The organism is Oceanivirga miroungae, assembly GCF_902505095.1.
Taxonomy (GTDB): Bacteria; Fusobacteriota; Fusobacteriia; order Fusobacteriales; family Leptotrichiaceae; genus Oceanivirga; species Oceanivirga miroungae.
Map to the genome: position 1 here is coordinate 103,262 of NZ_CABWIB010000001.1, position 26,930 is coordinate 130,191.

The following is a 26,930-nucleotide window of genomic DNA, read 5'->3' on the forward strand; positions in this document are numbered from 1 at the left end:
ATAGATTAAAAACTAGTCTATACTATTTTATTATAAAAAAAAAAGTATATAGCTTAACTATATACACTAATAATCTTTAGTGGTGCCCAGACACGGAATCGAACCATGGACACAAGGAGCTTCAATCCTTTGCTCTACCAACTGAGCTATCTGGGCATAATGGCGGAAGTGACGAGACTCGAACTCGCGACATCTTGCGTGACAGGCAAGCACTCTAACCATCTGAGCTACACCTCCAAAATTAAATGGTGGTCACAACTGGGCTCGAACCAGTGACCCCCTGCTTGTAAGGCAGGTGCTCTCCCAACTGAGCTATGCGACCAACAAAATAATTTTACTAAAATAGTTTGGCTTTGTCAAGGGGGAAAATGAAAAATTGTACTTTAAAGTTTGATATGCAACACTTTGGGATTTTTTATTGCTATTTTTATTATTTAGTTTATAATCATTTAGAGGTTGTATTTAGTGGTAATAAAACAACTTCACAAGAATTATATACCCTTAATGATAGTTTCAATAAACATTTCATTAGGGGTTTTATTTTCTTTAAACTAAAATTTTCTTGCGTTACATTTTTATTTTTCTAAGTCTGTTTTATTGGTAAATGCTCTCTTTTTTGTATAATTTAAAAAAAGACACACGGGTAAACATTGTTTTTAGTTGACAAAGAAAAAATTATAGTGTAATATGTCATAGTACAGCAAAGGTTGTAAGTTTTTAGTATGTCGAAATTTATTGTAATATAGGCCAATACTTATTTATTGGTTTTTGGAATATATTTGCAAAAGAACGTATGCAAGTATATGTAAAAGTCAATAAATGTTGGTACTAGATAACCCAAATAAATTTTGCCGTATAAATGAATAAAATAAATTTAGGAGGAGGAAACATGCCTACAATTAATCAATTGGTAAGATTTGGAAGAAAATCAGCAGAAAAGAAAAAGAAATCACCAGCATTAAAAGGTAATCCACAAAAAAGAGGAGTTTGTGTAAGAGTTTACACTACAACACCTAAGAAACCAAACTCAGCGTTAAGAAAAGTTGCCAGAGTTAAATTAGTAAATGGAATCGAAGTAACAGCTTATATCCCAGGTATAGGACATAACCTACAAGAACACTCAATCGTTTTATTAAGAGGGGGAAGAACAAAGGATTTACCAGGGGTTAGATATAAAGTTATAAGAGGAGCTCTAGATACAGCAGGAGTTGTAAATAGAAAACAAGCAAGATCAAGATACGGTACAAAGAGACCTAAATAAGAAAATTAGGAGGAAAAAATGTCAAGAAGAAATAGTGCTAAAAAAAGAGATGTTTTACCTGATTCAAGATATAGTGATATAGTGGTAACTAAATTCATAAATGGTCTTATGTTAGATGGTAAAAAATCAATAGCAGAATCAATATTTTATAGTGCGTTAAACGAAATAGAAAAAGAAACTGGAGAATCAGGAATAGAAGTTTTCAGATTAGCAATGGAAAATGTTAGACCACAATTAGAAGTTAGAAGTAGAAGAATTGGGGGAGCTACATACCAAGTTCCAGTAGAAGTTAGAAAAGAAAGACAACAAACATTAGCTATAAGATGGTTAGTAAATTATACTAGACAAAGAAAAGAATATGGTATGATTGAAAAATTAAAAAAAGAATTAATAGCAGCATCTCGTAATGAAGGTGGAGCAGTTAAGAAAAAAGACGATACATATAAAGCAGCAGAAGCAAATAGAGCGTTTGCGCATTATAAATGGTAATTAGGAGGAAATAAATGGCAAGAAAAGTAGCTCTTAAAGATACAAGAAATATAGGTATAATGGCCCATATAGATGCAGGTAAGACAACTACTACAGAAAGAATCTTATTTTATACAGGAGTAACTCATAAAATAGGAGAAGTTCATGATGGTGCAGCTACAATGGACTGGATGGAACAAGAGCAAGAAAGAGGAATTACAATAACTTCAGCTGCCACAACTTGTTTCTGGAAAAACCATAGAATAAACATCATAGATACTCCAGGGCACGTTGACTTCACAGTGGAAGTTGAAAGATCACTAAGAGTATTAGATGGAGCAGTTGCAGTATTCTCAGCAGTTGATGGTGTTCAACCACAATCAGAAACTGTTTGGAGACAAGCAGATAAATATAATGTTCCAAGATTAGCGTTCTTTAATAAAATGGATAGAACAGGTGCTAATTTTGAAATGTGTGTAAACGACATTAAAGAAAAATTAGGTGGAAATGGTGTACCAATTCAATTACCAATTGGAGCAGAAGAAAACTTTGAAGGAATAATAGATTTAATCGAATTTAAAGAATACTTATTCAAAGATGAAACAATGGGTGCAGATTATGAAGTTGTTGACATCAGACCAGCTTTATTAGAAGAAGCAGAAATAGCTAGACATAACTTAATCGAATCAGTTGTTGAAACTGATGAAGAATTAATGGAAAAATTCTTTGCTGACGAACCAATCTCAGTAGAAGAAATAAAAAGAGCATTAAGAAAAGCAACACTAGCATCAATAGTAGTTCCAGTAACATGTGGAACAGCATTTAAAAATAAAGGTATACAACCATTATTAGACGCAGTTGTAAACTACTTACCTTCACCAGTTGATATTGAAGCAATAAAAGGAATTAATCCTAAAACTGAAAAAGAAGAAATAAGAAAACCAGCAGATGAAGAAGAATTCAGTGCGTTAGCATTTAAGATAGTTACAGATCCATTTGTAGGAAGATTAGCATTCTTCAGAGTTTATTCAGGAGTATTAGAAAAAGGTTCTTATGTATTAAACTCAACTAAAGGTAAAAAAGAAAGAATGGGAAGATTACTTCAAATGCATTCTAACAAAAGAGAAGAAATTGATATAGTTTATGCTGGAGATATAGCAGCTGTAGTAGGGTTAAAAGATACAGGTACAGGAGATACTTTATGTAGCGAAGATGCACCTATTATCTTAGAAAATATGGAATTCCCTGAACCAGTTATATCAGTAGCAGTAGAACCAAAAACAAAAGCTGACCAAGAAAAAATGGGAACAGCATTAGCTAAATTAGCTGAAGAAGATCCAACATTCGTTGTTATGTCTGACCAAGAAACTGGACAAACAATAATAAAAGGAATGGGAGAATTACACTTAGAAATAATCGTAGACAGAATGAAAAGAGAATTTAAAGTTGAATGTAACGTAGGTAAACCACAAGTTGCTTATAGAGAAACAATTTTAGGTTCATCAGATGTTGAAGAAAAATACATTAAACAATCAGGTGGACGTGGACAATATGGACATGTTAAGATTAAAGTTGAAGCAAATCCAGATAAAGGTTATGAATTTGTAAACCAAATTACAGGAGGGGTAATTCCAAGAGAATATATACCTGCTGTTGATAAAGGAATACAAGAATCTCTAGAAGCTGGGGTTGTAGCAGGATATCCAACACAAGATATTAAAGTTACTTTATATGACGGATCATACCATGAAGTCGATTCATCAGAAATGGCATTTAAAATAGCAGGATCAATGGCTATTAAAAAAGCTTTAAGAGCAGCAGATCCAATATTATTAGAACCAATATTTAAGGTAGAAGTAACTACTCCAGATGAATATTTAGGAGATGTTATAGGAGACTTAAATTCAAGAAGAGGACAAGTTTCTGGAATGTTTGATAGAAATAATGCTCAAATAGTTAATGCACACGTACCATTATCAGAAATGTTTGGTTATGCAACAGATTTAAGATCTAAAACTCAAGGAAGAGCAAATTATTCTATGGAATTTGAAAAATATGAACAAGTACCTAAGAATTTAGCTGAAAAAGTAATAGCTGAAAGACAAGGAAAATAATAGGAGGAAAATAAAAATGGCAAAACAAAAGTTCGAAAGAGTAAAAGAACACGTTAACGTTGGAACAATAGGACACGTAGATCACGGTAAGACAACAACAACAGCAGCGATCTCAAAAGTATTATCTGAAAGAGGATTAGCACAAAAAGTTGATTTTGAAAATATCGACCAAGCTCCAGAAGAAAGAGAAAGAGGGATAACAATCAACACAGCACACATTGAGTATGAATCAGAAAAAAGACACTACGCACACGTAGACTGTCCAGGCCATGCTGACTATGTTAAAAACATGATAACAGGAGCAGCACAAATGGATGGAGCTATCTTAGTAGTATCAGCAGCTGATGGACCAATGCCACAAACAAGAGAACACATACTATTAGCAAGACAAGTAGGAGTACCTTACATAGTAGTATACTTAAACAAATCTGATATGGTTGATGATGAAGAATTATTAGACTTAGTAGAAATGGAAGTAAGAGAATTATTAAACGAATATGATTTCCCAGGAGATGACGTACCAGTAATAAGAGGGTCAAGCTTAGGAGCATTAAATGGAGAAAAAGTATGGGAAGAAAAAATCTTAGAATTAATAGATGCAGTAGATGAATACATACCAACACCAGAAAGACCAATTAACTTACCATTCTTAATGCCAATTGAAGACGTAATGACAATAACAGGACGTGGAACAGTTGTAACAGGAAGAGTAGAAAGAGGATTAGTAAAAGTTGGAGAAGAAGTAGAAATAGTAGGAATCAAACCAACAGTAAAATCTACAGTAACTGGAGTAGAAATGTTCAGAAAATTATTAGACCAAGGACAAGCAGGGGATAATATAGGAGCATTATTAAGAGGAATCAAGAAAGAAGAAGTAGAAAGAGGACAAGTATTAGCTAAGATAGGATCAATCAAACCTCATACAGAATTCATGGGAGAAATCTACGTATTAACAAAAGAAGAAGGTGGAAGACATACTCCATTCTTTACAGGATACAAACCACAATTCTATTTCAGAACAACTGACATAACAGGAGAAGTACAATTACCAGAAGGTGTAGAAATGGTAATGCCTGGAGATAACGTAAAAGTAGAAGTTAAATTAATACACCCAATCGCAATGGAACCAGGATTAAGATTCGCAATCCGTGAAGGTGGAAGAACAGTAGCTTCTGGAGTAGTTTCTGAAGTAAGAAAATAAGGACAATAAATTTTTTGAAAACATAGCTAAGTAGGCTTATGCCTACTTAGACATCAAATTAGGGAGGAAAGAATTTTGGAAAATAAATTAAGAATACAACTTCAATCTTATGATCACAAGTTATTAGATCAAGCTGCTAAAAAAATTGCTGAAGTTGCATTAAAAGCTGGTTCAAAAGTTGTAGGACCAATGCCTTTACCAACTAAGGTTAAAAAATATACAGTATTAAGATCTGTACACGTAAATAAAGATTCAAGAGAACAATTTGAAATGAGAATCCACAGAAGATTCATCGAAATAAATGATTCTAATACTAACATTATAAAAGAATTAAGCTCACTTAGCTTACCATCAGGTGTTGGTGTAGAAATTAAACAAAAATAAGTAAATTGTGTTTAAAAACACTTTGATACAAGTTGGTTAAATCCAACCAATATATTAAGGAGGAATAAGAATGTTATTAGGAAAAAAAGTAGGAATGACACAAATATTTGAAAACGAAAAGTTAATACCGGTTACAGTTATAGAAGTGCAACCAAACTTTGTTACTCAAATAAAGACAGTAGAAAAAGAAGGATATAATGCAGTAGCATTATCAGCTTTCGAAAAAAGAGAAAAATTAGTTAATAAACCTGAAATGGGTGTTTTCAAAAAAGCAGGAATTAGTCCTAAAAGAAAAACTCACGAATTTCATGTTGATTTAGTTGATTCATATGAATTAGGTCAAGAAATAAATGTATCTTCATTAGAAGGTGTAGAATTTGTTGATATTCAAGGTATCTCAAAAGGTAAAGGTACTGCAGGGGTTATGAAAAGACATAACTTCGGAGGAAATAGAGCTACTCACGGGGTTTCAAGAAACCACAGATTAGGAGGATCTAATGCAGGGGGAGCAGCATCTAACTCTAACGTACCAAAAGGTAAGAGAATGGCTGGAAGATTAGGAAATGAAAATGTTACAGTTCAAAATCTTAGATTAGTAAAAGCAGATGTTGAAAACAACTTAATTTTAGTAAAAGGATCAGTTCCTGGGGCTAAAAAGGGATATCTAGTAATTAAAAAATCAATTAAAAAATAAGTGAAAGGAGTAGAAAATGTCATTAGATTTAAACGTATATAAATTAGATGGTTCTAGTAATGGAACAGTATCTGTAAACGAAGCATTATTTGGTATTACACCAAATGAAAATGTTATGCACGAAGTTTTAGTAGCAGAACTTGCTGAATTAAGACAAGGAAGTGCTTCAACAAAATCTCGTGGAGAAGTTTCTGGTGGTGGAAGAAAACCTTTCAGACAAAAAGGAACTGGACGTGCTAGACAAGGGTCAACAAGAGCACCTCACATGGTTGGTGGAGGGGTTGTACACGGACCTAAACCAAGAAGTTATGATAAAAAAGTAAATAAAAAAGTTAGAAAATTAGCATTAAGATCAGCTATAGCTACAAGAATTGCTGCTGGTAATATATTAGTATTAGATGACTTTACTATGGAAGCTCCTAAAACTAAATCTTTTGTTGAATTTAGCAAAAAATTAAGTTTTGATGGAGAAAAGAAATTATACATAGTAAATGATTTCATAAATGATAACGAATATAATTTATACTTATCAGTAAGAAATATAAAAGATACATTTATATTATTACCAAATGAAATAAGCGTATACTGGTTATTAAAGAGTGAAAAAATTGTTATAACTAGAGAAGCTTTAAAAGCCTTAGAGGAGGTGCTAGCATAATGAGTATGAGATTATATGATGTTATAAAAAAACCTGTATTAAATACAGAAAAAGCTCGTGACTTAATGCAAAACAATGAATTCGTTTTTATAGTTGATAGAAGAGCGAATAAAATTGAAATAAAAAAAGCAGTTGAAGAATTATTTGAAGTAAAAGTTAAAAGTGTTAATGTTTTAAATGTTAAAGCAAAAACAGCAAGATCAAGAATGACTATGTACACTATACCTTCTTACAAAAAAGCAATTGTTAAATTAGCTGAAGGTCAAGTTATAAAAGCTTTTGAACAAAACTAAAAATAAAAAAAATTAAAAATAAGGTAGATTAGATTTTTTTCTAGTCTACCAAATATTTTACTAGATTTTTTTAGATTATTATGTTATAATCTATTTTGTTGTGGGAAAAATGCAACAAAAATAATAATAAGGACACACGAGATAATATATGTGTGTATAGGTTTGAAAATTAGAGGAGGAAAGTTATATGCCTATTAGAAAATTAAAGCCAGTTACTAGTGGGACTCGGCATATGTCTATACTAGTTAACGCAGAACTAGACAAAGTTAGACCTGAAAAATCATTAGTAGAACCGTTAAATTCAGCTTATGGAATTGACAACTACGGACACAGAACAGGAAGAAATAGAAGCAAAGGACACAAGAGATTATACAGAGTTATAGATTGGAAAAGAGATAAAGTTGGAATACCTGCTAAGGTTGCAACAATAGAATATGATCCAAACAGAACTGCAAACATTGCACTATTATTCTATGTAGATGGAGAAAAAAGATACATATTAGCACCAAATGGTCTTAAAAAAGGTGATATAGTATTAGCTGGGCAAGAAGCAGAAATCAAACCAGGGAATGCTTTAAAATTAAAAGATTTACCAGTTGGTACACAAATTCACAACTTAGAATTAATACCAGGTAGAGGTGGACAATTAGCAAGATCTGCTGGAACTTCTGCAAGATTAGTTGCTAAAGAAGGAACTTACTGCCACGTTGAATTACCTTCAGGAGAATTAAGATTAATTCACAAAGAATGTATGGCAACTGTTGGAGAAGTAGGAAATCAAGAACACTCATTAGTTTCATTAGGTAAAGCTGGAAGAAATAGACATAAAGGTGTTAAACCTCATGTAAGAGGATCAGTAATGAACCCTGTGGATCACCCACACGGAGGAGGAGAAGGAAGATCTCCAATCGGTAGAAAATCACCAGTTACACCTTGGGGTAAACCAGCTCTTGGTAAGAAAACTCGTGGTAAGAAAAATAGCGATAAGTTCATAGTAAGAAAGAGAAAAAAATAACAGATAGATAATGAAATATAAGGAGGAAAAATGGCTCGTTCATTAAAAAAAGGACCTTTTGTTGATACTCACTTAATGAAAAAAGTAGAAGCAATGGGTGAAAAAAAACAAGTTATTAAGACATGGTCTAGAAGATCAACTATATTCCCTCAATTCATTGGGTTTACATTTGCAGTATATAACGGTAAAAAACATATACCTGTATACGTAACAGATGAAATGATTGGGCATAAATTAGGTGAGTTCGCACCAACAAGAACTTACAATGGTCACGGAAAAGATAAAAAAGGTAAAAAATAATAAGTATCTGAAAGGAGAATAATATGGCAGCATATGCTAAATTAACATACCAAAGATTAAGCCCGCAAAAAGCTAGACTAGTTGCAGACATAGTTAGAGGTAAAAATGCAGAAGAAGCATTAAATATTTTAAGATTTACAAACAAAAAAGCCGCTCCATTAATAGAAAAAGTATTAAAATCAGCAATAGCTAACGCAGAACATAATTTTGGTATGGATGTAAACAAATTATATGTATCAAAAATTATGATTGATAAAGGACCGGTTTTAAAAAGAATGAATCCAAGAGCGATGGGAAGAGCAGATGTAATAAGAAAACCATTAGCACACATAACTGTAGAAGTTGACGAAAGAAAAGATGTATAGGAGGTAGACTGTGGGACAAAAAGTAGATCCTAGAGGACTAAGAATTGGAATAGTAAAAACATGGAATTCTAACTGGTTTGCTGAAGGTAAAGATTATTTAGAAAACTTCCATGAAGACTTAAGAATAAAAGAATATATAAAGAAAAATTACTATCACGCAGGTATTTCTAATATCTTAATTGAAAGAAATTCAAAAACTGAAATAACTGTAATAATAGAAACAGCAAAAGCTGGTATATTAATCGGTAGAAAAGGTCAAGAAATTGAAGCATTAAGAGCTAAATTAGAAAAAATGACTAATAAAAAAGTAAATGCAAAAGCAACAGAAGTAAAAAAACCAAATAAAGATGCTCAATTAGTTGCTGAAAGTATAGCTACTGCAATTGAAAAACGTGTGGCTTACAAAAGAGCAGTTCAACAAGCAATACAAAGAGCTGAAAAAGACGGTGTTAAAGGAATCAAGGTAATGGTTTCAGGAAGATTAAATGGAGCAGAAATAGCTAGATCTGAATGGACTTTATCAGGAAGAGTACCTTTACATACATTAAGAGCAGACATTGATTATGCAACAGCTACTGCACAAACAACATACGGTGCATTAGGAATAAAGGTTTGGATATTTAATGGTGAAGTACTTCCTAAAAAAGAAGGAGGGAATGAATAATGTTAATACCTAAAAGAACTAAATACAGAAAACAATTTAGAGGAAAAATGAACGGTATAGCAACAAAAGGTAATAAAGTTGATTTTGGAGATTATGGAATCGCAGCTAAAGAATTTGGTTGGATAACTTCAAGACAAATAGAAGCTTGCCGTGTTACTATAAACAGAACTTTTAAAAGAGAAGGTAAAATTTGGATAAGAATATTCCCTGACAAACCATATACTAAAAGACCTGAAGGAACAAGAATGGGTAAAGGTAAAGGTAACACTGAAGGTTGGGTAGCAGTAGTTAAAACTGGTAAAATCTTATTTGAAGTTGGTGGAGTACCAGAAGAAAAAGCAAAAGAAGCTTTAAGAAAAGCTGGACACAAATTACCTATCAAAACTAAGTTCGTAAGAAGAGAAGAAATAGGTGGTGAAAAATAATGACATCTAAAGATATAAGAAGTTTATCAGTTGAGGAATTAACTGCTAAAGAAAAAGAATTAAAGTTAGAATTATTCAATTTAAAACTACAAAAAACATTAGGTCAATTACAAGACACTGCGAAAATAAGAACAGTGAGAAGAGATATTGCTAGAATAAAAACAATATTAACAGAAATGAAATAGGGAGGTTTCGTTGTGGAAAGAAACGAAAGAAAAATCAGAGAAGGTGTAGTTGTTTCTGATAAAATGGACAAAACTATAGTAGTAGTTGAAGAAACAATGAAACTGCATAAATTATATAAGAAAAGAGTGAAATTCACTAAGAAATTTAAAGCTCATGATGAAAATAATGAATGCAAAATTGGAGATAAAGTTAGAATTATGGAAACAAGACCTTTAAGTAAAGATAAAACTTGGAGATTAGTTAAAATAATTGAAAAAGCTAAGTAGAATATAAAGGAGGGACTGTAGTGGTTCAACAACAATCAATACTTAATGTTGCCGATAACACAGGAGCTAAAAAGATAATGGTTATAAGAGTGCTAGGTGGATCAAGAAGAAGATTCGGAAGAATTGGAGACATAGTAGTTGCATCTGTTAAAGAAGCTATCCCTAATGGAAGTGTTAAAAAAGGGGACGTTGTTAAAGCGGTAATCGTAAGAACAAGAAAAGAAACAAAGAGACAAGACGGTTCATATATAAAATTTGATGATAATGCAGCAGTTATATTAAATTCTGCGTTAGAAATTAAAGGAACAAGAATTTTTGGACCTGTAGCAAGAGAATTAAGAGCTAAAAACTTTATGAAAATAGTTTCATTAGCTCCAGAAGTACTTTAATAAGGGAGGCTTATACAAATGATTAAATCAAAAATTAAGTCAGTTCCAAGAAAAATGCACGTTAAAACTGGAGATACAGTTGTTGTAATATCTGGTAGATTAAATACTGAAAAAAGAAGTGACAAATCTAATGAAATGGGAGATAAAGGTAAAGTAGCTAAAGTATTAAAAGTTTTCCCTAAAACAGGAAAAATAATAGTTGAAGGTGTAAATGTTAAGAAAAGACATTTAAAACCAACTCAAATGAATACTACTGGTGAAATAGTAGAAAAAGAAATGCCTATCTTCTCATCAAAAGTTATGTTATGGGACGAAAGTGTTAAAAAAGGAACAAGAGTTAGATATGAAGTTAAAGATGGGAAAAAAGTAAGAATTTCTGTAGCTTCAGGAAAAGAAATATAGGAAGGAGGATACTAAATGTCAGAAAAATATATTCCAAGATTAGAAAAGAAATATAAAGAAGAAATAAAATTAAACTTACAAAAAGAATTAGGATTAGCTAACGTTATGGAAGTACCATATATAGAAAAAATAGTTGTAAATATGGGAATTGGAGAAGCAGTTAACAATTCTAAATTAATAGAAACAGCTTTAAAAGAAATGGAACAAATAACAGGGCAAAAAGCAATGCCTAGAGAAGCTAGACGTTCAGAAGCTGGATTTAAATTAAGAGAAGGACAAAAAATTGGTGTTAGCGTAACATTAAGAAAAGAAAAAATGTATGAATTTTTAGATAGATTAATTAGTGTTGCTCTACCTAGAGTTAGAGACTTTGAAGGAGTTTCTAAAAAAGCCTTTGACGGAAGAGGAAATTATACTTTAGGAATAAAAGAACAAATAGTATTCCCTGAAATAGAAATTGACAAGGTTGATAAAGTTTTAGGATTAGGTATAACTATTGTTACATCAGCAAGAACTGATGAACAAAGTAAAGCATTACTTAAAGCATTTGGAATGCCGTTTGTAAAATAATTGGGAGGTATAATTAATGGCTAAAGTAGCTATGGTTCAAAAGAACTTAAAAAGAGAAAGAATAGTTGATAAATACGCTGCTAAAAGAGCAGAACTAAAAGCTAGAGCAAAAAAGGGTGACAGAGAAGCAATTCTTGAGTTACAAAAATTACCAAGAAATGCATCACCAGTAAGACTTAGAAATAGATGTCAAGTAAATGGTAGACCAAGAGGATATATGAGAGAATTTGGTATATCAAGAGTAATGTTTAGAAAGCTTGCTGGAGAAGGTGTTATACCTGGTGTAAGAAAGTCAAGCTGGTAGAATAAATAAAGGAGGACAAGATGAACTTAACTGATCCTATTGCAGATATGCTTACAAGAATTAGAAATGCGAATTCAGCAAAACACAGTGTTGTTTCTATTCCGTTTTCTAAAATAAAAGAAAGCATAGCAAACATTTTAAAAAATGAAGGTTACATAGTAGATTATAGTATAGAGGAAGAAGGTAGCAAAAAGAATATAGTTGTTACTTTAAAATATGTTGAAGGTGAAACTGTTATAAAAGGGTTAAGAAGAATATCTAAACCTGGGAGAAGAGTATATAGCTCTTTAGAAAACTTACCTAAAGTATTAGGTGGATTAGGAATTGCAATAGTTTCTACACCTAAGGGAGTTATAACAGATAAAGAATGCAGAAAGCACAGTGTTGGTGGAGAAGTTATTTGTTACGTTTGGTAATAAAAAACTAATAGCCTAACATTGCGGAAATAAACGCTAAGGAGGAAAAATGTCAAGAGTAGGTAAAAAACCTATAGTTATTCCAGCAGGTGTTGAAATAACTAACGAAGGAAATGTTTACACAGTTAAAGGACCAAAAGGTACATTAACAAGAGAATTTCCAAAAGAAATATCAATAAAAATTGAAGGAAATGAAATAGTTTTAGAAAGAGAATCAGAAGAAAAAGTAGTAAGATCTTTACATGGAACTACAAGAGCTAACTTAAATAACATGGTTGTTGGTGTTAGTGAAGGTTTCTCTAAAAAATTAGAATTAGTTGGGGTAGGGTATAGAGTCCAAGCAAATGGTAAAGGATTAACATTATCATTAGGATACTCACACCCAGTTGAAATAGCTCCAATAGACGGTATAACTTTTGTTGTTGAAGGAAATACTAAATTAAAAGTTGAAGGAATAGATAGACAATTAGTTGGACAAATTTCAGCAAATATAAGAGCAAAAAGACCGCCTGAACCATATAAAGGAAAAGGTGTTAAATATTCTGATGAAGTTATTAGAAGAAAAGAAGGAAAGAAAGGATAGGAGGTTAGCTTAATATGTTTAAAAAAGTAGATAGACAAGAATTAAGAATAAAAAAACATAAAAGTATTAGAAATAAAATAAATGGTACTGCCGAAAGACCTAGACTTTCAATTTATAGAAGTTTAAATAATATGTTTGCTCAATTAATAGATGACACTAATGGTGTTACTTTAGTATCTGCATCAACAATAGAAAAAGGTAATAAGGTAGAAGCTGGTTCAAACTTAGAAGCTGCTAAAATAGTTGGAAGTAGAATAGCAAAAAAAGCTCTAGAAAAAGGAATAGAAAATGTTGTTTTTGATAGAAGTGGATATGTATATACAGGTAGAGTTAAGGCTTTAGCTGATGCTGCAAGAGAAGCAGGATTAAAATTCTAAAAGTGAGGAGGATTTATTTTGGCTAAGGAAGTTAAGACTAATGAATATAAAGAAAGTCTTTTAAGAATAAGTAGAGTATCAAAAACAGTTAAAGGAGGAAGAAGAATTTCATTCTCTGTATTAGCAGCTGTTGGAGATAACAATGGAAAAGTTGGTATAGGATTAGGAAAAGCTAATGGTGTACCAGATGCAATAAAAAAAGCAATAGCAAGTGCTAAAAAGAATATGGTAACTGTTTCACTTAAAGGAGGAACTTTACCACACGAACAAATAGGTAAATTTAATGCTACATCTGTATTATTAAAACCAGCTACAGAAGGTACTGGGGTAATTGCAGGTTCAGCAGCAAGAGAAATCCTAGAATTAGTTGGTGTTAAAGATGTACTAACTAAAATAAGAGGTTCAAGAAATAAAGATAATATAGCAAGAGCAACAATAGACGGTTTATCTAAATTAAGATCAGTAGAAGAAGTAGCTAGATTAAGAGGAAAAACTGTAGAAGAAATAATAAGATAAGGCTAGGAGGAAATATTAATGTCTAGAGTAAAGATTACGCTTGTAAGAGGAATTAATGGAAGAAAACCTGCCCATATCGCAACTGTAAAATCATTAGGTTTAAGAAAATTAAACCAAAGTGTTGAACATAATTTAACAGATGATATACAAGGAAAAATAAAATTAGTTTCTTATTTAGTAAAAGTAGAGGAGGTTTAATAAGATGAATTTAAACGAATTAACATCTTCTAATGTTAGAAAAAGCAAAAAAAGAATAGGTAGAGGTCACGGAACTGGTTGGGGAAAAACAGCTGGTAAAGGAAGTAATGGTCAAAAGCAAAGATCTGGTAAAAATTTATCTGCTGCTTTTGAAGGTGGACAAATGCCTTTAATTAGAAGAATACCTAAAAGAGGATTCTCTAATTCTCCATTCAAAAAAGATTTTATCATATTAAACTTAAGAGATATAGTTGGTAAATTTGAAGATGGTGAAGAAGTTTCTTTATCTACTTTAGTTGAAAAAAATGTAGTAAAAAACCCAGGATTTATATTAAATGAAAATAAAGAAGGTGGAAGAGAATATAAAGCTTTATTAAAAGTTATTGGTGAATATGAATTAACTAAAAAATTAAACTTTAAGCTTGAAAAAATCTCAAAAACTACTAAAGAAATAATAGAAAAAGCTGGAGGAACAGTAGAATTATTAGAAATAAGATCATATGCAAATGTTGCTTCTAATAATAAAAAAGAAGATTAGGATATAAGTAAGTATCTACTTACTTTTTTCCTGTATTTAAGGAGTGATTATATTGACGTTATCTGAAGCAATTAAAACTAGATTACATTCAATAATGACTATTAGAGAACTAAAAAGAAGAGTTACTTTTACATTGTTAATGTTTCTAGTAGCAAGAATTGGGGTTCAAATAGCAGTTCCTGGAATAAATATGGCTTTATTTAGAGAGTTTACAAATAATCCGTTAGCTCAATTTTTAGACCTATTTTCAGGAGGAGCTATACAAAGAGCTTCAATATTCTCACTTGGTATTACACCTATGATTAACGCATCAATAGTATTTCAATTATTAGGAGTTTTATATCCTAAATTTGAAGAGATGCAAAGAGAAGGTGGAAAACAAAGAGAAAAAATAACGCAATGGACTAGATATTTAGCTATTGCAATTTCTGTTGTTCAATCAGTAGGTATAGCATTTTTATTACAATCACAAAATATAGTAATAGAACCAGGATTAAGCTTTGTTATTTCAACAGCAGCACTTATGACTGGTGGAGCGGCCTTTTTAATGTGGATAGCAGAAAGAATTTCTATAAAAGGTATAGGAAATGGAACATCAATGTTAATTTTCCTAAATATAGTTTCTAATTTACCAAATGTTGGATTTAATATGGTTAATGCACTTAAAAACTCACTTAGAGGAGATTTAATGTTATCATTGTCATTATTATTATTTATATTTATTATAGTAGTAATGGTAATAATTCAATTAGGTGAAAGAAGAGTTTCTATACAATATGTAGGAAAATCAAGCCGTGGATTTGGACAAGGTGTAAGTACAGTTGGTAAAAAAACATTCTTGCCTGTAAAAATTAATACAGCAGGAGTTATGCCAATAATCTTTGCATCAATGTTAATGGCAGTTCCAGGGCTTATAATAACTCTAATAAAAGATCCAGCTAAAAGAGCATATTGGAATTCTTTATTAGGACAAACTGGTTGGTTATACTTACTAATTTCAGCATTCCTAATAATAGTATTTTCATTCTTCTACACTGCTATAGTTTTTGACCCAGATAAAATTGCTGACAGTCTAAAACAAACAGGTGGTACAATACCAAATACAAGAGCAGGTAAAGAAACAGCAGATTATTTAGAATATATAGTAACAACAATAACTTATGGAACAGCAGTATTTTTAGCAATACTAGGAATACTTCCTAATATATGGTTTGGATATGTAATAGGAATGCCAGTTCTAATTGGAGGTACTAGTTTAATAATCTTAGTTGGGGTTGCAGTAGAATTATTACAACAAATAGATTCTCATTTAGCAGTTAGAACATATAGAGGATTTAATAATAGTCAAAGAAGACAAAGAAAAATAGAAATGTAATATATAGAAGGTGTACTAAAGAAATTTAGTGCATTTTCTTTATTTACAGAATATAAATGAAGAAAAAACTGGTATTAGATTTGTAAGTCATCAAATGAAATGTACAATAGAAAAAGAAAGTAATATTTATTATTTCAATAATAATAAATTTAGAACTATTCAAATAAATAAAAATAGAGATATATAAATATCAAGTTTAATAATAATTATAAGGATTATTTTTAGCTTCTTTAATATCGTTTATTTATGGAAAAACTTCAGAATCTATTATTGATAAAATATTATTAGTGAGTAAAAAATTATATTTAGCTTATACATCTGATATATTTGTTTCAAGAAAAGTTATTATTAATTTTTATTAGATGGAGAAATTAATATAGAAGATATAAAAAAATTACAGAGGAGAAAATAAAAAATGGGGATATTAAAGTTTAATAAGAATTTTAGAAATTTATGGTTAGGGAGATTATTTAGTAATGCGGGAGATAGTGTATATTATGTAGTTTTATCTTGGTATTTGATTACAACAACAAAAGATCCTTTTTGGGTAGGATTTATAAATTTCGCAATATTTATTCCTAATATTTTTTCATTTCTTATAGGGCATATAATAGATAATTATAATAAGAAACACATATTAATAATATTAGAGATAGGACAAGCATTTTTTTTATGTATTCTAATAATAGCAATATATTTTAATTTTGATAACCCATATATAATAAGTTTAATAGCGTTCTTAATAGCTTTTTTTGGACAAAATACATATGCAGTACAAGATGCCATAATACCAATATTAGTTGAAGAAAAAGATTTAGAAAGTGCAAATAAATATATGTCAGCCGCATATAATACCTCAGATTATTTATTTAATGCAATAAGTGGAATTATTATAAAATTAATGTCAACTGTTTATATATTGTTATTAGATTTACTATCTTTTGTATTATCTATTATAAGTTTTAGTAAAATAGAATATAAGGAAAAAGAATCATTAAATGAAGATAAAGGTGATTTTTGGTCAGGTTTTAAATTAATATATGAAGATAAATCGTTAGTCTATTTAACTTTTACATCAGGATATTTAAATATGTTATTTGGAGGATTAGGAGTTTATCAAGTTATAATTGCTAATGAATTTGAAAGTTCAGTATATTATGGGATTTTATTAGGAATTTTATCGTTAGGTGTAGTAATAGGAAATTCTTATGGAGTTACAGTAATTTTAAAAAAATTAAAACTTGGGTTAGCTATAATAACTAATGAAATACTAAAAGGTATACCCCTAGTATTATTATTTTTCACATCAGATAAATACTTAATATTAGTATTCTTTTTTGTATTTGGAATATTTTTAGGAATTACACATGTTATTATGGCAACATATTTCCAAAAGGCTATACCAAGTAATAAATTAGGAAGATTTTATTCTGCAACTTATACATTGACAGTTTCAGCGTTCCCATTAGGAGCATTATTATTTGGATATGTTGCTAAATATATGTCGTATAATTATTTTATGTTATTATTTGGAGTAAATTTTATAATTATAGGAATAAGCATGAGTAAATTTAGAAAAATTAAAAATTTTGAATAAGATGATATTAAAATAGAGATAGGTCTATTTTAATATTTAGCGTATTATAGACCTATAGGACAAGGGCATTGCCCCTTGACACATTTTTATTCTAGGTATGAATACTAGAACTAAAAATTTAAAAAATTATGAATTGGTACATAGATAATTTTAAGTCGTATCCCTGACTTAAATTTACCTATATACCAAGTACTGCCTTTCGGCAGATCCTTATTTATAAAATTTTAAAATGTGGGATTGTATATTTTTTATAAATAAAAAAGAGAGGCGGTCAACTCTCTCTAAAAAAACTTATTTGTGCGAACACATATAAATGTCAATTTAAGATTTTTCACTTTATTTTAATTCATCTTATTTCTCTAGCAAATGATTCTTTATTAAGAAGTCTTTTGCAACGGTATTAGCGTCTTTTTTATTTACATCTACATCATAGTTCATTTGTATCATTTCTTCCTCTGTAATAAGTCCTGATAGTTTTTCTAGCACATCTTTTATTATAGGGTACTTAATGATTAAATCTTCTCTTAATAAAGGTGATGCTTGATATGGTGGGAATAAGTGTTTATCATCTTTAAGCCCTACTAAGTTATATCTTTTAATCTCGCTATCAGTTGAGTAAGCATCCATCATATCTATATCACCAGCCAGAATTGCTGTATATCTTAATGCTGGTTCCATTGTTTTTACCTTAAGATTAATACCATATAGTTTTTTAATTCCAGGATATCCATCTTCTCTGTCATTAAATTCTAATGTAAATCCTGCAGTAACTAGGTTTTCTACTTTCTTTAAATCAGAAATATTTTTTAGATTATATTTATTTGCAAAATCTTTTTTAAGAGTTAATGCATATGTATTTTGGAATTGCATTGGTTTTAATAAAACTAGTTTATCATTATCGTATAACTTTTGTTTTGCTAAGTTATACACTTCTTCACTATCAGTTGAAATTTCACTAGCATCTGTTTTTACAAGTGATGTTAGAACAGTTCCAGTATATTCAGTATAAATATCAATATCTTTTGATTTTAGTGCTTCGTATAAAAAGACAGTCTTACCAAAGTGTGGTTTTAACTCAACTTCTAAATCAGTATTTGCTTCTATTAATTCTTTATACATATTCATAATAATTTCAGGCTCAGCTCCAAATTTACTAGCAATTATTATTTTATCATTACCCATTATAGTAGATGGAAGTAATGAAATTATTAGTGCAAATGTAGTAATTATGAATGTTAGGAATATATATTTAATTTTTGTTTTTTCTAGTATCTTAATTGCAAAGTTGAAAATTATTGCAAGTAAGGCAGATAGTACAGCACCTATTAAAATTAAAGTACCATTATTTCTATCAATTCCTAGCAGTATAAAACTTCCTAATCCACCAGCAGCAATTAAAGCAGCAAGCGTAGCTGTTCCTATTATCATAACAGCAGAAGTTCTGATACCTGCCATTATTACAGGCATAGCAAGTGCTAATTCGAATTTTTTTAGTTTTTCAAATCTAGTCATACCAAATGCATCTGCAGCTTCTTCTAAATAAGGGTCTATTTCATTTAGTGCTGTTATTGTATTTTGTAATATTGGAAATATTGCATAAATAACTAAAGCTGTTACAGCAGGGACTATTCCTATTCCTAGTATTGGTATAAATAAACCAAGTAGAGCTAGTGACGGAATTGTTTGCATAACGCTTGTTATATTTAAAAATAAAAAGGAAAGTTTTTTGTTTCTACTTATTATTATTGCAAGTGGTAATGCTACCAATATAGCTATAATTAGAGATAATAAAGAAATTTGTATATGTTCTAGTAATGCTTTTGTTACACTTAAATTATTCATTTTTATCACCTACTGTAAATAGAGTTTTAACATAATCATTTTTTGGATTATTCTGTATTTCTTCTCTTGTACCAACTTGTACTATTTTACCAGCTTCCATAACACATATTCTATCACCTAATTTTAAAGCTTCATTCATATCATGTGTAACAAAAATTGTTGTTATTTTAAACTCATCATGAATTTTTTTAATAAGATCTTGTAAGTTATTTCTAGATATTGGATCTAGTGCACTAAATGGTTCATCCATTAATAAAATTTTAGGTGAAGTAATTATAGCTCTTAGTATGCCAACTCTTTGTCTTTGACCTCCTGATATTTGATGAGGGTATTTATTTAAATATGTTTTAGGGTCAAGACCAACTAATTCAAGTAAACGCTTAACCTCTTCTAATATTTTAGATTTTTTCCATTTTTTCATTTCAGCTATTAATGCTATATTTTGACAAACTGTAAGATTTGGAAATAGTGTATCTTTTTGAAGTACATACCCTATATTTAACCTTAGTTCTCTTAAATTATATGTTGATATATCTTTATCATCAATACATATTTCACCTTCTGATTGAACTAGGAGTCTATTTATTGTTTTAATAAGAGTTGTTTTACCACTTCCACTAGCACCGACTATAACGAAAAATTCGCTTTTTTTAATTTCTAAAGTTATGTTATCTAAAACTGTTGTGCTATTACATATTTTAGAAATATTTTTAAGTTTTATCATAAATTTCCTTTCTTTTAAATTTTATAGAATCTATATACCGATTCAGTAGAGTATTTTTCACTATATGAAAAATTATCAAGATCAATAAGTTTAATTTTTTCCTTATCAAAAATATTCTCATTTAAAATATGACTTGTAAACTTAGCTCTCATTATTTTTGAATTTGTAGATTGTATTGTATAAACGCCTTTTTTATTCTTAATATAGAACTCTATTGTAATCATATTTTTATTATTTACCATTTTTGAATACTCACTAGATGCAAGGTTAATAATAAAGTCTTCATCAATAAAGAAGTCATAAATATTTTCCCAAAATTCATACATATTTTTATATTCATTTTTTACTATATTATTATTCATATCTAGCCTATAATTAGATATATTGTCATTAGGTCTTAAAATACCATAGTAAGCTGATAATATGTATAATTTATCCATATTTTTTTTAATGTTAAGATTTTTAAAAACTAAACCAGAATATGCAAGAATTGCTTTTGTTTTAACATTAGATGTGTAGTCTAGTTCACCTACTTTTTCATATTTTAAAAGGGCTTTCAAATCACTTTTATTCATATTTGTTAATATATTTTCTAAATACTTATTTTTTTCTTGATATATAATGTCACTACCAAGAGAAATTGTATCAAATTTTTTTGTTTTACTGGGTGATATTATTATTTTCATATTTCTCCTTTTCAACTATAATTATACAGCTTAATTTTTTTTGTTGCAAGATTTAGGCATTATGTTGATACTTTAATTTATGAGATTTATTATTAAAGCAAATAAGTTTCAATATATACAACTTTAATATTTTGTTTTTAAAAAATTTGGTGTATAATAAAAAAAGAAGGGAAGGATAATTATGGATAGTTTAAGAGCGGGAGAATATATAAGTAATTTATCTGGAAAACTTGAATACAAATCGTATAGACCAGCAAAATTACCTATTGAGATTGAATATGATAATGAGTTAGAAGATTTAATAAAAAAAGCTTATGAGAAATTAGAAAAATTAAACGAATTAGAAATCGATATTGTATTAGAAGGTCAGATTATAAAAAAAGAAGTATTTTTCTCTACAAAAATAGAAAGTGAAAAAACTAATGATGATATTTTTGATAAGCACTATGTTCAAGCAATAAGATATGCTATACAAAGGATAAAAACTTTTCCATTATCAAATAGACTTATACAAGAAATAAATGCAGTGCTACTAAATAATAAAAAATATTCTGGAGAGTTTAGAAAAAGTCAAAATTGGGTAGGAGATGCAAAAAGTACAATAAAAACAGCAATATATATACCACCTAACGCTTTTGATATGACAGAAGCTATGAATAATCTAGAAATTTATATAAATGATGAAGAGTTAAAAGAAGACAATTTAGTAAAATTAGCCCTTATTCATTATCAACTAGATGCTATAAATCCTTTTGTTGAAGGAAATAGTAAAATAGTTAGAATGATTAGTACACTATTTTTAATAGATAAAAAAATAATAACTAATTTCTGTATTCCATTTTCATATTATATAGATAGAGAAATAACACAGTATTATGGAAGAATGAGAATGATAAAAGAAACAGGAGATTTTGAACAATTTATAAAATTTTTCATAAGAATGTTAATAAATGCAATAGATGAAACTTTAGATACTGTAAAAACTATTAGTAAAATAAAAGAAAAAAATATGAAAATAATAGAAGAAGATGAAGCTCTAAAAAGAGCATATAGAAGATTTGAAAAAGAGCTTGTAATAAAAAGTGATGAAACTGATGAAATAAAAAAATTAGAAGAATTAGGAATAATAAAAAAACTAGATGAAAATATGTATTCGCTAGAAAATTATATGGATGAACTAAAAATTTGGTTATAAAAAAGCTAGAAGCATTTATTGAAAATGTTTCTAGCTAAATTTTTATTTTAACATTATTATCATAAATCTAACTAAAATATATATAACTGGGATTACAAATAGGCTAGAATCAAATCTATCTAAAAAACCACCATGTCCTAATAAAAGATTACTAGAATCTTTTGTATTAAATTCTCTTTTTATTTTTGATTCGAATAAATCTCCTAAAACAGCTATCATTGTAATAAATAAAGATAAGCCAAAAAGTTTTATTGAGAATGAATTAAAAACTTCTACATAACGAGGATATATATTTAAAATTTTAATGTGTGAAAATAGGTAAGTTATAAAATATATTATATATCCAAAGTATCTTAGTGTTAAAAGAACTCCAATAAATGCACCTACTAAACCTTCTATTGATTTTTTAGGGGATATTATAGAAAATTTATGTTTTCCTATAAGCATTCCAAATAGATACGCAAAACTGTCAGCTGACCAAATTAAAATAAATGACAATATAATTAGTTCATTTCCGTAATTTAAATTTTGTAATTTCAGTATATAAGAAAATAAAATTGAAATATATACAAAATTAAAGAAAGTAAATGAACTTCTATAAGAAGAATCTTTTATATTTACAAATAATATTTCAGGTATTGTGATAAATAAAAAACTACAAATTAGATATGAGCTAATATCAAGTAAATTAAAGTAAAATACTATAGGTGTTAAAAACGCTAGAACAATAGCCCTAATAAAGTATACCTTATCATTTTTTTTAGCCATCATATATAGCTCAATAGTTGAAATTAAAATAACGACCTCACTAAATACAAGTAAAGGTAAATTTCCCATTAGAAATATAAATAGTAAGAGCACTATACCAAATGTGCCGATTATTAATCTACTTAACATCTAAACCTCCAAATCTTCTTTTTCTACTATAAAAGCTATCAATAGCTTTTTTTAAATCATCTTTATTAAAATCTGGCCAAAGAGTATCTGTAAAATACAGTTCTGAATAACTTGATTGCCAAATTAAAAAATTACTAAGCCTATAATCTCCGCCAGTTCGTATTATTAAATCAGGATCTTTTAAAGATGAATATAAATTACTAGAAATATCTAGTTCATTAATTTCACTTTTTCCCTCATTTATTAATTTATTTACAGCTTTAACTATTTCATCCCTTCCACCATAGTTAAAACATATATTTAATGTAAATTTAGTATTATCTTTTAAAAAATCTTCTGTGTTTTTAATTTGTTCAATTAAACTATTCGATAAATTAGACCTAGAACCAGAGATTATAAGTTTTATGCCATTTTTATTGAGTTCAGCTTTTTTTTGAATTAAATAATTCTCAAACATTTTCATAAGAGTATTTACTTCTAATTTAGGTCTTTTCCAATTTTCTGTTGAAAAAGCATAGACAGATAATATTTTAATATCAAACTCCATACAGTTTTTTATACATTCTTCAAGACTTATTACACCTTGCTTGTGGCCTTTTATCCTAGAATTAAAATTTTTAATTCCCCATCGACCATTTCCATCCATTATTATTGCTAAATGTTCTAACATTATTTCACCTTTTCTAGTTTTTCTAAAATTATTTTTGCTTTTTCTAGTTTTTGCTCATCTTCTTTAAATATACCATATGAATTTATACTATTAAAGATTATTTCTATTTTTTCTAAAACCTCTTTTAAGTCATATTCTTTTGTAAATCCAGGAAAAGTTTTGTCTATTATAATATTACCATGAGCTAATCTATTTCTAAGTTCTTTTAGTAGTTTTATAGTTAATCTAAATTCTTTTTTAGATAATTTATAGGTATTACAAAGTTGGTCAACAATATCATCGTTTGTAAATTCAATTAGTTCAACTAAGTCCCCTAAGGCAATATATTCAACTAAATGTATAATAGGAATACTATTTAAATCATATTTTTCGAAAAACTCTATATTTATATCATGTAGTTTTGATTCTTTTAAAAATAATTTCTTTGCCCTTGAAAAAATACTTTTATCTATTCTTTTTCTCTCGTTTTTGTTTTTTAACCACTCATATTTTAGGTATTCTGTTGGAGAGTTTTTGCTAAGAAGTCTTGCAAAATTTACTTCAATAGAATCTTCTATACGAGATATTACATACAGTAAATATGCTGATAGATTTTTTGATAACTCAATTCTATCTAGTATATCAGTAAAATATGAATTATCTTTATACATTTTATTTTCGTCTAAAAATATATCAGAATATTCTTTGAAATTATAGTAACTTGTATGTTTTAAGTACTCTATTGCTTTTTTCTCATCTTTGAATTTAAGATTTTTGGTCTTTAAAAAGGCTACTAGCTGCTCTTCTGTTAGAACATTTTTATCATATATTTCTTTTGATAGAAATATTTTATCTTTAAATGCCCAAATGTTATTCATTATTGCTGATATCATAGTATCTTCTGAAACTATTTTTTCATTTTCTTTATACCTGTAGTATTTTTTGCAAAGAGATCTATACTCAGGTAAATTTATTTTCTTACTAGTTTCTATAAATAATAAAAATTTATTATTATCTAAAGACTCAAAATAAAAGCAGACCTTTTTATAATTAGGGCTTAAAACTTCTTTTCTTTCATTAAAAGACTCTAGTACCATGTTAATATCAACGCATTCAATATCACCAATAATATTTTCTAAATTTAATTTACCTTTACTATTAGGAGTATAGATAGCACTAACCAAAAAATGACTATTTTTAGAAACATTTTCTTCGTTAAAGAGTCTATATTTTTCCTTTATATCTAACTCACTATATATTATTTCTTTAAGCTTCGTCATTTATATTCTCCAATTCATCTGACATTTTTTCCCACTCTTCTAGTATAGTAAGTTCTTCTTCATCAAGCTTTGTTATTTTATCTTGTAGTTCATTAAGACGAGTTAAGTTGTGAGAATTATTACTATCGAACATAAGTTTATTAAGTTTTTCTTTTTCTTCATTTATTTTTTTAACTCTGTTTTCAAAATCAGAAATAGATTTTTTTAATTTTGAAATTTTTTTTAGATTTTCTTTTTGTTTTATATAATTATCACGACCTACAGAATTTTTAGTATCCTCTTTTTCTCTTTCCAAGGATTTTTTGTACTCATCATAATTTCCCTTAAATTCTGTAAGACCATTCTCATCTAATACATATATTGTGTTACAAATAGAATCTATAAAATGTCTATTGTGAGATACTAATAAAATACTGCCACTAAATTCTTCGAGTGCATTTTCTAGTATTTCAATAGAATATATATCTAAATGGTTTGTAGGTTCATCTAAAATTAAAAAATTAGCCTCCTGTTGTAGCATTTTAATTAAACTAATTCTTACTTTTTCTCCACCGCTTAAGCTAGATATTTTTTTCTCTATATCTTCAGCACTAAATAAAAAGGCAGCTAAAAGTCTTCTTAAATCTTCTTCAATATAGTTTATACTAGTATTTATTTCTTCTATTAAGTTATTATTATTATTTAAGCTTTCATTATTTTGACTAAAATATGACATGATAACTCTATTACCAAGTTTAATTTCCCCACTGTCTTTTTTTAGTTTATCAGCTATTATTTTAAGCAGTGTTGATTTACCACTACCGTTTTTACCAATAATTCCAACTTTTTCACCTTTATATAGTTTAAATGATATGTCATTTAAAATTTTTTCATTATCAAAAGATTTAGAAATATGAGCTACTTCTAAAACATTTTCGTTAGAATCGTATTTAGGATTAAATCTTAACTTCATTCTTTTAATATTAAAAATAGGGTCATCTAGTCTATCTATTCTATTTAGTATTTTTTCACGACCTTTTGCTTGAGCAGCCATTCTACCAGCTCTATTTCTTTCTATATACTCTTCTAATTTTTTTATTCTATCTTGTTCTTTTTCAAATGCCTTTAGCTTCCCTTTTATAATCATTTCTTTTTGGATTATAAAGTCTGAAAAATTTCCTTTGTATTTAATAAGTTCTTTGTTTTCTATTTCCATAATACTAGAACAAACATTATCTAAAAATACTCTATCATGTGAAATTAGCAATACAGCACCATTGAATTTAGATAAAAATCCTTCTAACCACTCTATAGATGCTAAATCTAAATGGTTTGTAGGTTCATCTAATATAAGGAGGTCTTTTTCTGTTAAAAGAAGTTTAGCAAGACTTAGCCTTGTTTTCTCTCCACCACTTAAATTAGAGATTATACTAGATTTTAATGAATCTAATTGTAATCCCATAATTACTTTATTTATCTTTGTTTCAAGGTTATACCCATCAACTGCTAAAAAAGCGTTGTTTAGTTTTTCTAATTCAGAATAAAGGCTTTCATCTTTTTTTATTTCTATTAGGGCATTTAATTCCTGTATTCTATTTAATACTGAATATTCATAAGAAAAAACAGTTTTAATTTCTTCATAAACTGTATTATTTTCATCAGAAAAAGAATGTTCTTGATCAAGATAAGCAATATTTTTTTTATTATTTACAAAAACAGAGCCACTATCTATTCTTTCTATTCCTTTTAATATATTTATAAGTGTAGATTTACCTACACCATTTAATCCAACTAAACCAACTTTTTCTTTCTCACTAATGTTAAAACTAATATTTCTTAATATAGTTTTATCTAAAAAACTTTTGTTTACATTATTAAATTGAACTATATCCATATTTTCTCTTTTCTTTTTCTTCTAGTATACCATTTTTTGCAATATATGACTACAAAAAAACAACAAAATAAGGGTCTAATCTATAATTTTATAAATTATAAACATAAGTTAATTATTATAGGATAGATAGAGATTTTTTATAAAATTTGATTCACTATATGAAGTATCTAGTTAGATATATCAGGTTTTTAATAAAAATTAAAATTTTATTTAGATTTTAGCTTG

Annotated in this window: 35 protein-coding genes and 3 tRNA genes; 28 read left to right on the forward strand and 10 right to left on the reverse strand. The window is 28.5% G+C overall.

From position 1 onward, the window contains the following. Positions 1-80: 80 nt before the first annotated feature. The 3 genes from OMES3154_RS00545 to OMES3154_RS00555 all read right to left on the reverse strand — a co-directional run bounded on the left by OMES3154_RS00545 (position 81) and on the right by OMES3154_RS00555 (position 322). Positions 81-156: transfer RNA gene (locus OMES3154_RS00545), tRNA-Phe, on the reverse strand. Positions 157-160: 4 nt separating this feature from the next. Next, a tRNA-Asp gene (locus OMES3154_RS00550) sits at positions 161-237 on the reverse strand. Positions 238-246: 9 nt separating this feature from the next. After that, a tRNA-Val gene (locus OMES3154_RS00555) sits at positions 247-322 on the reverse strand. A gap of 567 nt (positions 323-889) precedes the next feature. Here OMES3154_RS00555 and rpsL point away from each other — a divergent pair. The 27 genes from rpsL to OMES3154_RS00690 all read left to right on the forward strand — a co-directional run bounded on the left by rpsL (position 890) and on the right by OMES3154_RS00690 (position 17,559). Then, positions 890-1,261, forward strand: coding sequence for a 30S ribosomal protein S12 (rpsL, locus tag OMES3154_RS00560; RefSeq protein ID WP_156683932.1), 372 nt, complete (start codon positions 890-892; stop codon positions 1,259-1,261). A gap of 18 nt (positions 1,262-1,279) precedes the next feature. Next, a complete protein-coding gene (gene rpsG / locus OMES3154_RS00565; protein ID WP_156682905.1) occupies positions 1,280-1,750 on the forward strand; it encodes a 30S ribosomal protein S7 in 471 nt (156 codons plus the stop codon). Between the two features lie 14 nt (positions 1,751-1,764). After that, a complete protein-coding gene (gene fusA, locus OMES3154_RS00570; RefSeq protein WP_156682906.1) occupies positions 1,765-3,843 on the forward strand; it encodes an elongation factor G in 2,079 nt (692 codons plus the stop codon). Positions 3,844-3,859: 16 nt separating this feature from the next. Next, entirely contained in the window at positions 3,860-5,044 is a 1,185-nt protein-coding gene (tuf, locus tag OMES3154_RS00575; protein WP_156682907.1) for an elongation factor Tu, read from the forward strand. A 72-nt stretch (positions 5,045-5,116) separates the two neighbouring features. Then, positions 5,117-5,428: a 30S ribosomal protein S10 gene (gene rpsJ, locus OMES3154_RS00580; RefSeq protein ID WP_156682908.1), complete on the forward strand. Its 312-nt coding sequence runs from the start codon at positions 5,117-5,119 to the stop codon at positions 5,426-5,428. Between the two features lie 64 nt (positions 5,429-5,492). Further along, positions 5,493-6,122: a 50S ribosomal protein L3 gene (gene rplC / locus OMES3154_RS00585; RefSeq protein ID WP_231679277.1), complete on the forward strand. Its 630-nt coding sequence runs from the start codon at positions 5,493-5,495 to the stop codon at positions 6,120-6,122. Between the two features lie 16 nt (positions 6,123-6,138). After that, on the forward strand, positions 6,139-6,780 hold the full coding sequence (gene rplD, locus OMES3154_RS00590; protein WP_156682910.1) for a 50S ribosomal protein L4: 642 nt from the start codon (positions 6,139-6,141) through the stop codon (positions 6,778-6,780). A gap of 5 nt (positions 6,781-6,785) precedes the next feature. Next, the gene (gene rplW / locus OMES3154_RS00595; protein WP_156683933.1) at positions 6,786-7,073 is read left to right on the forward strand and encodes a 50S ribosomal protein L23; all 288 of its coding nucleotides are present in this window, start codon (positions 6,786-6,788) and stop codon (positions 7,071-7,073) included. 187 nt (positions 7,074-7,260) lie between these two features. Further along, positions 7,261-8,088, forward strand: coding sequence for a 50S ribosomal protein L2 (rplB, locus tag OMES3154_RS00600; RefSeq protein WP_156682911.1), 828 nt, complete (start codon positions 7,261-7,263; stop codon positions 8,086-8,088). 30 nt (positions 8,089-8,118) lie between these two features. Beyond that, on the forward strand, positions 8,119-8,388 hold the full coding sequence (rpsS, locus tag OMES3154_RS00605; RefSeq protein ID WP_156682912.1) for a 30S ribosomal protein S19: 270 nt from the start codon (positions 8,119-8,121) through the stop codon (positions 8,386-8,388). Between the two features lie 23 nt (positions 8,389-8,411). Continuing rightward, on the forward strand, positions 8,412-8,753 hold the full coding sequence (gene rplV / locus OMES3154_RS00610; RefSeq protein ID WP_156682913.1) for a 50S ribosomal protein L22: 342 nt from the start codon (positions 8,412-8,414) through the stop codon (positions 8,751-8,753). A gap of 10 nt (positions 8,754-8,763) precedes the next feature. Continuing rightward, positions 8,764-9,417: a 30S ribosomal protein S3 gene (rpsC, locus tag OMES3154_RS00615; protein ID WP_156682914.1), complete on the forward strand. Its 654-nt coding sequence runs from the start codon at positions 8,764-8,766 to the stop codon at positions 9,415-9,417. Further along, on the forward strand, positions 9,417-9,842 hold the full coding sequence (rplP, locus tag OMES3154_RS00620; protein ID WP_156682915.1) for a 50S ribosomal protein L16: 426 nt from the start codon (positions 9,417-9,419) through the stop codon (positions 9,840-9,842). Before rpsC ends, rplP begins: the two co-directional genes overlap by 1 nt. Then, positions 9,842-10,027, forward strand: a complete 186-nt coding sequence (gene rpmC / locus OMES3154_RS00625; RefSeq protein ID WP_156682916.1) for a 50S ribosomal protein L29 — start codon at positions 9,842-9,844, stop codon at positions 10,025-10,027. Before rplP ends, rpmC begins: the two co-directional genes overlap by 1 nt. Positions 10,028-10,039: 12 nt before the next feature. Then, complete coding sequence (rpsQ, locus tag OMES3154_RS00630; RefSeq protein ID WP_197271445.1) at positions 10,040-10,294, forward strand: 30S ribosomal protein S17; 255 nt, start codon at positions 10,040-10,042, stop codon at positions 10,292-10,294. 20 nt (positions 10,295-10,314) lie between these two features. Then, positions 10,315-10,683: a 50S ribosomal protein L14 gene (gene rplN / locus OMES3154_RS00635; RefSeq protein WP_156682917.1), complete on the forward strand. Its 369-nt coding sequence runs from the start codon at positions 10,315-10,317 to the stop codon at positions 10,681-10,683. A gap of 18 nt (positions 10,684-10,701) precedes the next feature. Beyond that, positions 10,702-11,085: a 50S ribosomal protein L24 gene (gene rplX, locus OMES3154_RS00640; RefSeq protein WP_156682918.1), complete on the forward strand. Its 384-nt coding sequence runs from the start codon at positions 10,702-10,704 to the stop codon at positions 11,083-11,085. A gap of 15 nt (positions 11,086-11,100) precedes the next feature. Further along, on the forward strand, positions 11,101-11,655 hold the full coding sequence (gene rplE / locus OMES3154_RS00645) for a 50S ribosomal protein L5 (protein ID WP_156682919.1): 555 nt from the start codon (positions 11,101-11,103) through the stop codon (positions 11,653-11,655). 16 nt (positions 11,656-11,671) lie between these two features. Continuing rightward, positions 11,672-11,959 (forward strand): 30S ribosomal protein S14, encoded by a 288-nt coding sequence (gene rpsN / locus OMES3154_RS00650; protein WP_156682920.1) that lies wholly within the window; start codon positions 11,672-11,674, stop codon positions 11,957-11,959. A 20-nt stretch (positions 11,960-11,979) separates the two neighbouring features. Next, positions 11,980-12,375 (forward strand): 30S ribosomal protein S8, encoded by a 396-nt coding sequence (rpsH, locus tag OMES3154_RS00655; RefSeq protein WP_156682921.1) that lies wholly within the window; start codon positions 11,980-11,982, stop codon positions 12,373-12,375. A 49-nt stretch (positions 12,376-12,424) separates the two neighbouring features. After that, positions 12,425-12,958, forward strand: coding sequence for a 50S ribosomal protein L6 (gene rplF / locus OMES3154_RS00660; protein ID WP_156682922.1), 534 nt, complete (start codon positions 12,425-12,427; stop codon positions 12,956-12,958). Positions 12,959-12,972: 14 nt separating this feature from the next. Then, a complete protein-coding gene (rplR, locus tag OMES3154_RS00665) occupies positions 12,973-13,335 on the forward strand; it encodes a 50S ribosomal protein L18 (protein ID WP_156682923.1) in 363 nt (120 codons plus the stop codon). An 18-nt stretch (positions 13,336-13,353) separates the two neighbouring features. Then, positions 13,354-13,851 carry a 30S ribosomal protein S5 gene (gene rpsE, locus OMES3154_RS00670; protein ID WP_156682924.1) on the forward strand — a complete coding sequence of 166 codons (498 nt, stop codon included), beginning with the start codon at positions 13,354-13,356 and terminating at the stop codon, positions 13,849-13,851. An 18-nt stretch (positions 13,852-13,869) separates the two neighbouring features. Further along, positions 13,870-14,049 carry a 50S ribosomal protein L30 gene (gene rpmD / locus OMES3154_RS00675; protein ID WP_156682925.1) on the forward strand — a complete coding sequence of 60 codons (180 nt, stop codon included), beginning with the start codon at positions 13,870-13,872 and terminating at the stop codon, positions 14,047-14,049. A 4-nt stretch (positions 14,050-14,053) separates the two neighbouring features. After that, entirely contained in the window at positions 14,054-14,587 is a 534-nt protein-coding gene (rplO, locus tag OMES3154_RS00680; protein WP_156682926.1) for a 50S ribosomal protein L15, read from the forward strand. A 43-nt stretch (positions 14,588-14,630) separates the two neighbouring features. Continuing rightward, positions 14,631-15,962 (forward strand): preprotein translocase subunit SecY, encoded by a 1,332-nt coding sequence (gene secY / locus OMES3154_RS00685; protein ID WP_407938948.1) that lies wholly within the window; start codon positions 14,631-14,633, stop codon positions 15,960-15,962. A gap of 415 nt (positions 15,963-16,377) precedes the next feature. Beyond that, positions 16,378-17,559, forward strand: coding sequence for an MFS transporter (locus tag OMES3154_RS00690; RefSeq protein ID WP_156682928.1), 1,182 nt, complete (start codon positions 16,378-16,380; stop codon positions 17,557-17,559). Between the two features lie 351 nt (positions 17,560-17,910). Here the strand turns inward: OMES3154_RS00690 and OMES3154_RS00695 are convergent, their stop codons facing one another. Genes OMES3154_RS00695 through OMES3154_RS00705 form a run of 3 tightly spaced genes read right to left on the reverse strand, consistent with a single transcriptional unit; the run spans position 17,911 to position 20,811 of the window. Further along, on the reverse strand, positions 17,911-19,401 hold the full coding sequence (locus OMES3154_RS00695) for an ABC transporter permease/substrate-binding protein (protein ID WP_156682929.1): 1,491 nt from the start codon (positions 19,399-19,401) through the stop codon (positions 17,911-17,913). Further along, a complete protein-coding gene (locus OMES3154_RS00700; protein ID WP_156682930.1) occupies positions 19,394-20,125 on the reverse strand; it encodes an ATP-binding cassette domain-containing protein in 732 nt (243 codons plus the stop codon). The genes OMES3154_RS00695 and OMES3154_RS00700 overlap by 8 nt, the downstream gene beginning before the upstream one ends. 14 nt (positions 20,126-20,139) lie before the next feature. After that, complete coding sequence (locus tag OMES3154_RS00705; RefSeq protein WP_156682931.1) at positions 20,140-20,811, reverse strand: YaaA family protein; 672 nt, start codon at positions 20,809-20,811, stop codon at positions 20,140-20,142. Between the two features lie 181 nt (positions 20,812-20,992). Here OMES3154_RS00705 and OMES3154_RS00710 point away from each other — a divergent pair, with 181 nt between their 5' ends. Continuing rightward, positions 20,993-22,006, forward strand: coding sequence for a Fic family protein (locus OMES3154_RS00710; protein WP_156682932.1), 1,014 nt, complete (start codon positions 20,993-20,995; stop codon positions 22,004-22,006). A 42-nt stretch (positions 22,007-22,048) separates the two neighbouring features. Here OMES3154_RS00710 and OMES3154_RS00715 read toward each other — a convergent pair whose 3' ends face one another. From OMES3154_RS00715 to OMES3154_RS00730, 4 genes are read right to left on the reverse strand one after another with little or no spacing between them, the layout of a single operon-like run. Next, complete coding sequence (locus tag OMES3154_RS00715; protein WP_156682933.1) at positions 22,049-22,903, reverse strand: phosphatidate cytidylyltransferase; 855 nt, start codon at positions 22,901-22,903, stop codon at positions 22,049-22,051. Next, positions 22,893-23,573: a polyprenyl diphosphate synthase gene (gene uppS, locus OMES3154_RS00720; RefSeq protein WP_156682934.1), complete on the reverse strand. Its 681-nt coding sequence runs from the start codon at positions 23,571-23,573 to the stop codon at positions 22,893-22,895. The genes OMES3154_RS00715 and uppS overlap by 11 nt, the downstream gene beginning before the upstream one ends. Further along, the gene (locus OMES3154_RS00725) at positions 23,573-24,832 is read right to left on the reverse strand and encodes an Abi family protein (protein WP_156682935.1); all 1,260 of its coding nucleotides are present in this window, start codon (positions 24,830-24,832) and stop codon (positions 23,573-23,575) included. The genes uppS and OMES3154_RS00725 overlap by 1 nt, the downstream gene beginning before the upstream one ends. Continuing rightward, positions 24,819-26,705, reverse strand: a complete 1,887-nt coding sequence (locus OMES3154_RS00730) for an ABC-F family ATP-binding cassette domain-containing protein (protein WP_156682936.1) — start codon at positions 26,703-26,705, stop codon at positions 24,819-24,821. The genes OMES3154_RS00725 and OMES3154_RS00730 overlap by 14 nt, the downstream gene beginning before the upstream one ends. Positions 26,706-26,930 lie beyond the last annotated feature (225 nt).

Excerpts from the sequence above, each read along its gene's own strand:
- rpsL (WP_156683932.1), top strand. The coding sequence starts at position 890 with ATGCCTACAATTAATCAATTGGTAAGATTTGGAAGAAAATCAGCAGAA.
- rpsG (WP_156682905.1), top strand. The coding sequence starts at position 1,280 with ATGTCAAGAAGAAATAGTGCTAAAAAAAGAGATGTTTTACCTGATTCA.
- fusA (WP_156682906.1), top strand. The coding sequence starts at position 1,765 with ATGGCAAGAAAAGTAGCTCTTAAAGATACAAGAAATATAGGTATAATG.
- tuf (WP_156682907.1), top strand. The coding sequence starts at position 3,860 with ATGGCAAAACAAAAGTTCGAAAGAGTAAAAGAACACGTTAACGTTGGA.
- rplD (WP_156682910.1), top strand. The coding sequence starts at position 6,139 with ATGTCATTAGATTTAAACGTATATAAATTAGATGGTTCTAGTAATGGA.
- rplW (WP_156683933.1), top strand. The coding sequence starts at position 6,786 with ATGAGATTATATGATGTTATAAAAAAACCTGTATTAAATACAGAAAAA.
- rplB (WP_156682911.1), top strand. The coding sequence starts at position 7,261 with ATGCCTATTAGAAAATTAAAGCCAGTTACTAGTGGGACTCGGCATATG.
- rpsS (WP_156682912.1), top strand. The coding sequence starts at position 8,119 with ATGGCTCGTTCATTAAAAAAAGGACCTTTTGTTGATACTCACTTAATG.
- rplV (WP_156682913.1), top strand. The coding sequence starts at position 8,412 with ATGGCAGCATATGCTAAATTAACATACCAAAGATTAAGCCCGCAAAAA.
- rplP (WP_156682915.1), top strand. The coding sequence starts at position 9,417 with ATGTTAATACCTAAAAGAACTAAATACAGAAAACAATTTAGAGGAAAA.
- rpmC (WP_156682916.1), top strand. The coding sequence starts at position 9,842 with ATGACATCTAAAGATATAAGAAGTTTATCAGTTGAGGAATTAACTGCT.
- rplX (WP_156682918.1), top strand. The coding sequence starts at position 10,702 with ATGATTAAATCAAAAATTAAGTCAGTTCCAAGAAAAATGCACGTTAAA.
- rplE (WP_156682919.1), top strand. The coding sequence starts at position 11,101 with ATGTCAGAAAAATATATTCCAAGATTAGAAAAGAAATATAAAGAAGAA.
- rpsN (WP_156682920.1), top strand. The coding sequence starts at position 11,672 with ATGGCTAAAGTAGCTATGGTTCAAAAGAACTTAAAAAGAGAAAGAATA.
- rpsH (WP_156682921.1), top strand. The coding sequence starts at position 11,980 with ATGAACTTAACTGATCCTATTGCAGATATGCTTACAAGAATTAGAAAT.
- rplF (WP_156682922.1), top strand. The coding sequence starts at position 12,425 with ATGTCAAGAGTAGGTAAAAAACCTATAGTTATTCCAGCAGGTGTTGAA.
- rplR (WP_156682923.1), top strand. The coding sequence starts at position 12,973 with ATGTTTAAAAAAGTAGATAGACAAGAATTAAGAATAAAAAAACATAAA.
- rpmD (WP_156682925.1), top strand. The coding sequence starts at position 13,870 with ATGTCTAGAGTAAAGATTACGCTTGTAAGAGGAATTAATGGAAGAAAA.
- rplO (WP_156682926.1), top strand. The coding sequence starts at position 14,054 with ATGAATTTAAACGAATTAACATCTTCTAATGTTAGAAAAAGCAAAAAA.
- OMES3154_RS00690 (WP_156682928.1), top strand. The coding sequence starts at position 16,378 with ATGGGGATATTAAAGTTTAATAAGAATTTTAGAAATTTATGGTTAGGG.
- OMES3154_RS00695 (WP_156682929.1), bottom strand. The coding sequence starts at position 19,401 with ATGAATAATTTAAGTGTAACAAAAGCATTACTAGAACATATACAAATT.
- OMES3154_RS00700 (WP_156682930.1), bottom strand. The coding sequence starts at position 20,125 with ATGATAAAACTTAAAAATATTTCTAAAATATGTAATAGCACAACAGTT.
- OMES3154_RS00705 (WP_156682931.1), bottom strand. The coding sequence starts at position 20,811 with ATGAAAATAATAATATCACCCAGTAAAACAAAAAAATTTGATACAATT.
- OMES3154_RS00710 (WP_156682932.1), top strand. The coding sequence starts at position 20,993 with ATGGATAGTTTAAGAGCGGGAGAATATATAAGTAATTTATCTGGAAAA.
- OMES3154_RS00715 (WP_156682933.1), bottom strand. The coding sequence starts at position 22,903 with ATGTTAAGTAGATTAATAATCGGCACATTTGGTATAGTGCTCTTACTA.
- uppS (WP_156682934.1), bottom strand. The coding sequence starts at position 23,573 with ATGTTAGAACATTTAGCAATAATAATGGATGGAAATGGTCGATGGGGA.
- OMES3154_RS00725 (WP_156682935.1), bottom strand. The coding sequence starts at position 24,832 with ATGACGAAGCTTAAAGAAATAATATATAGTGAGTTAGATATAAAGGAA.
- OMES3154_RS00730 (WP_156682936.1), bottom strand. The coding sequence starts at position 26,705 with ATGGATATAGTTCAATTTAATAATGTAAACAAAAGTTTTTTAGATAAA.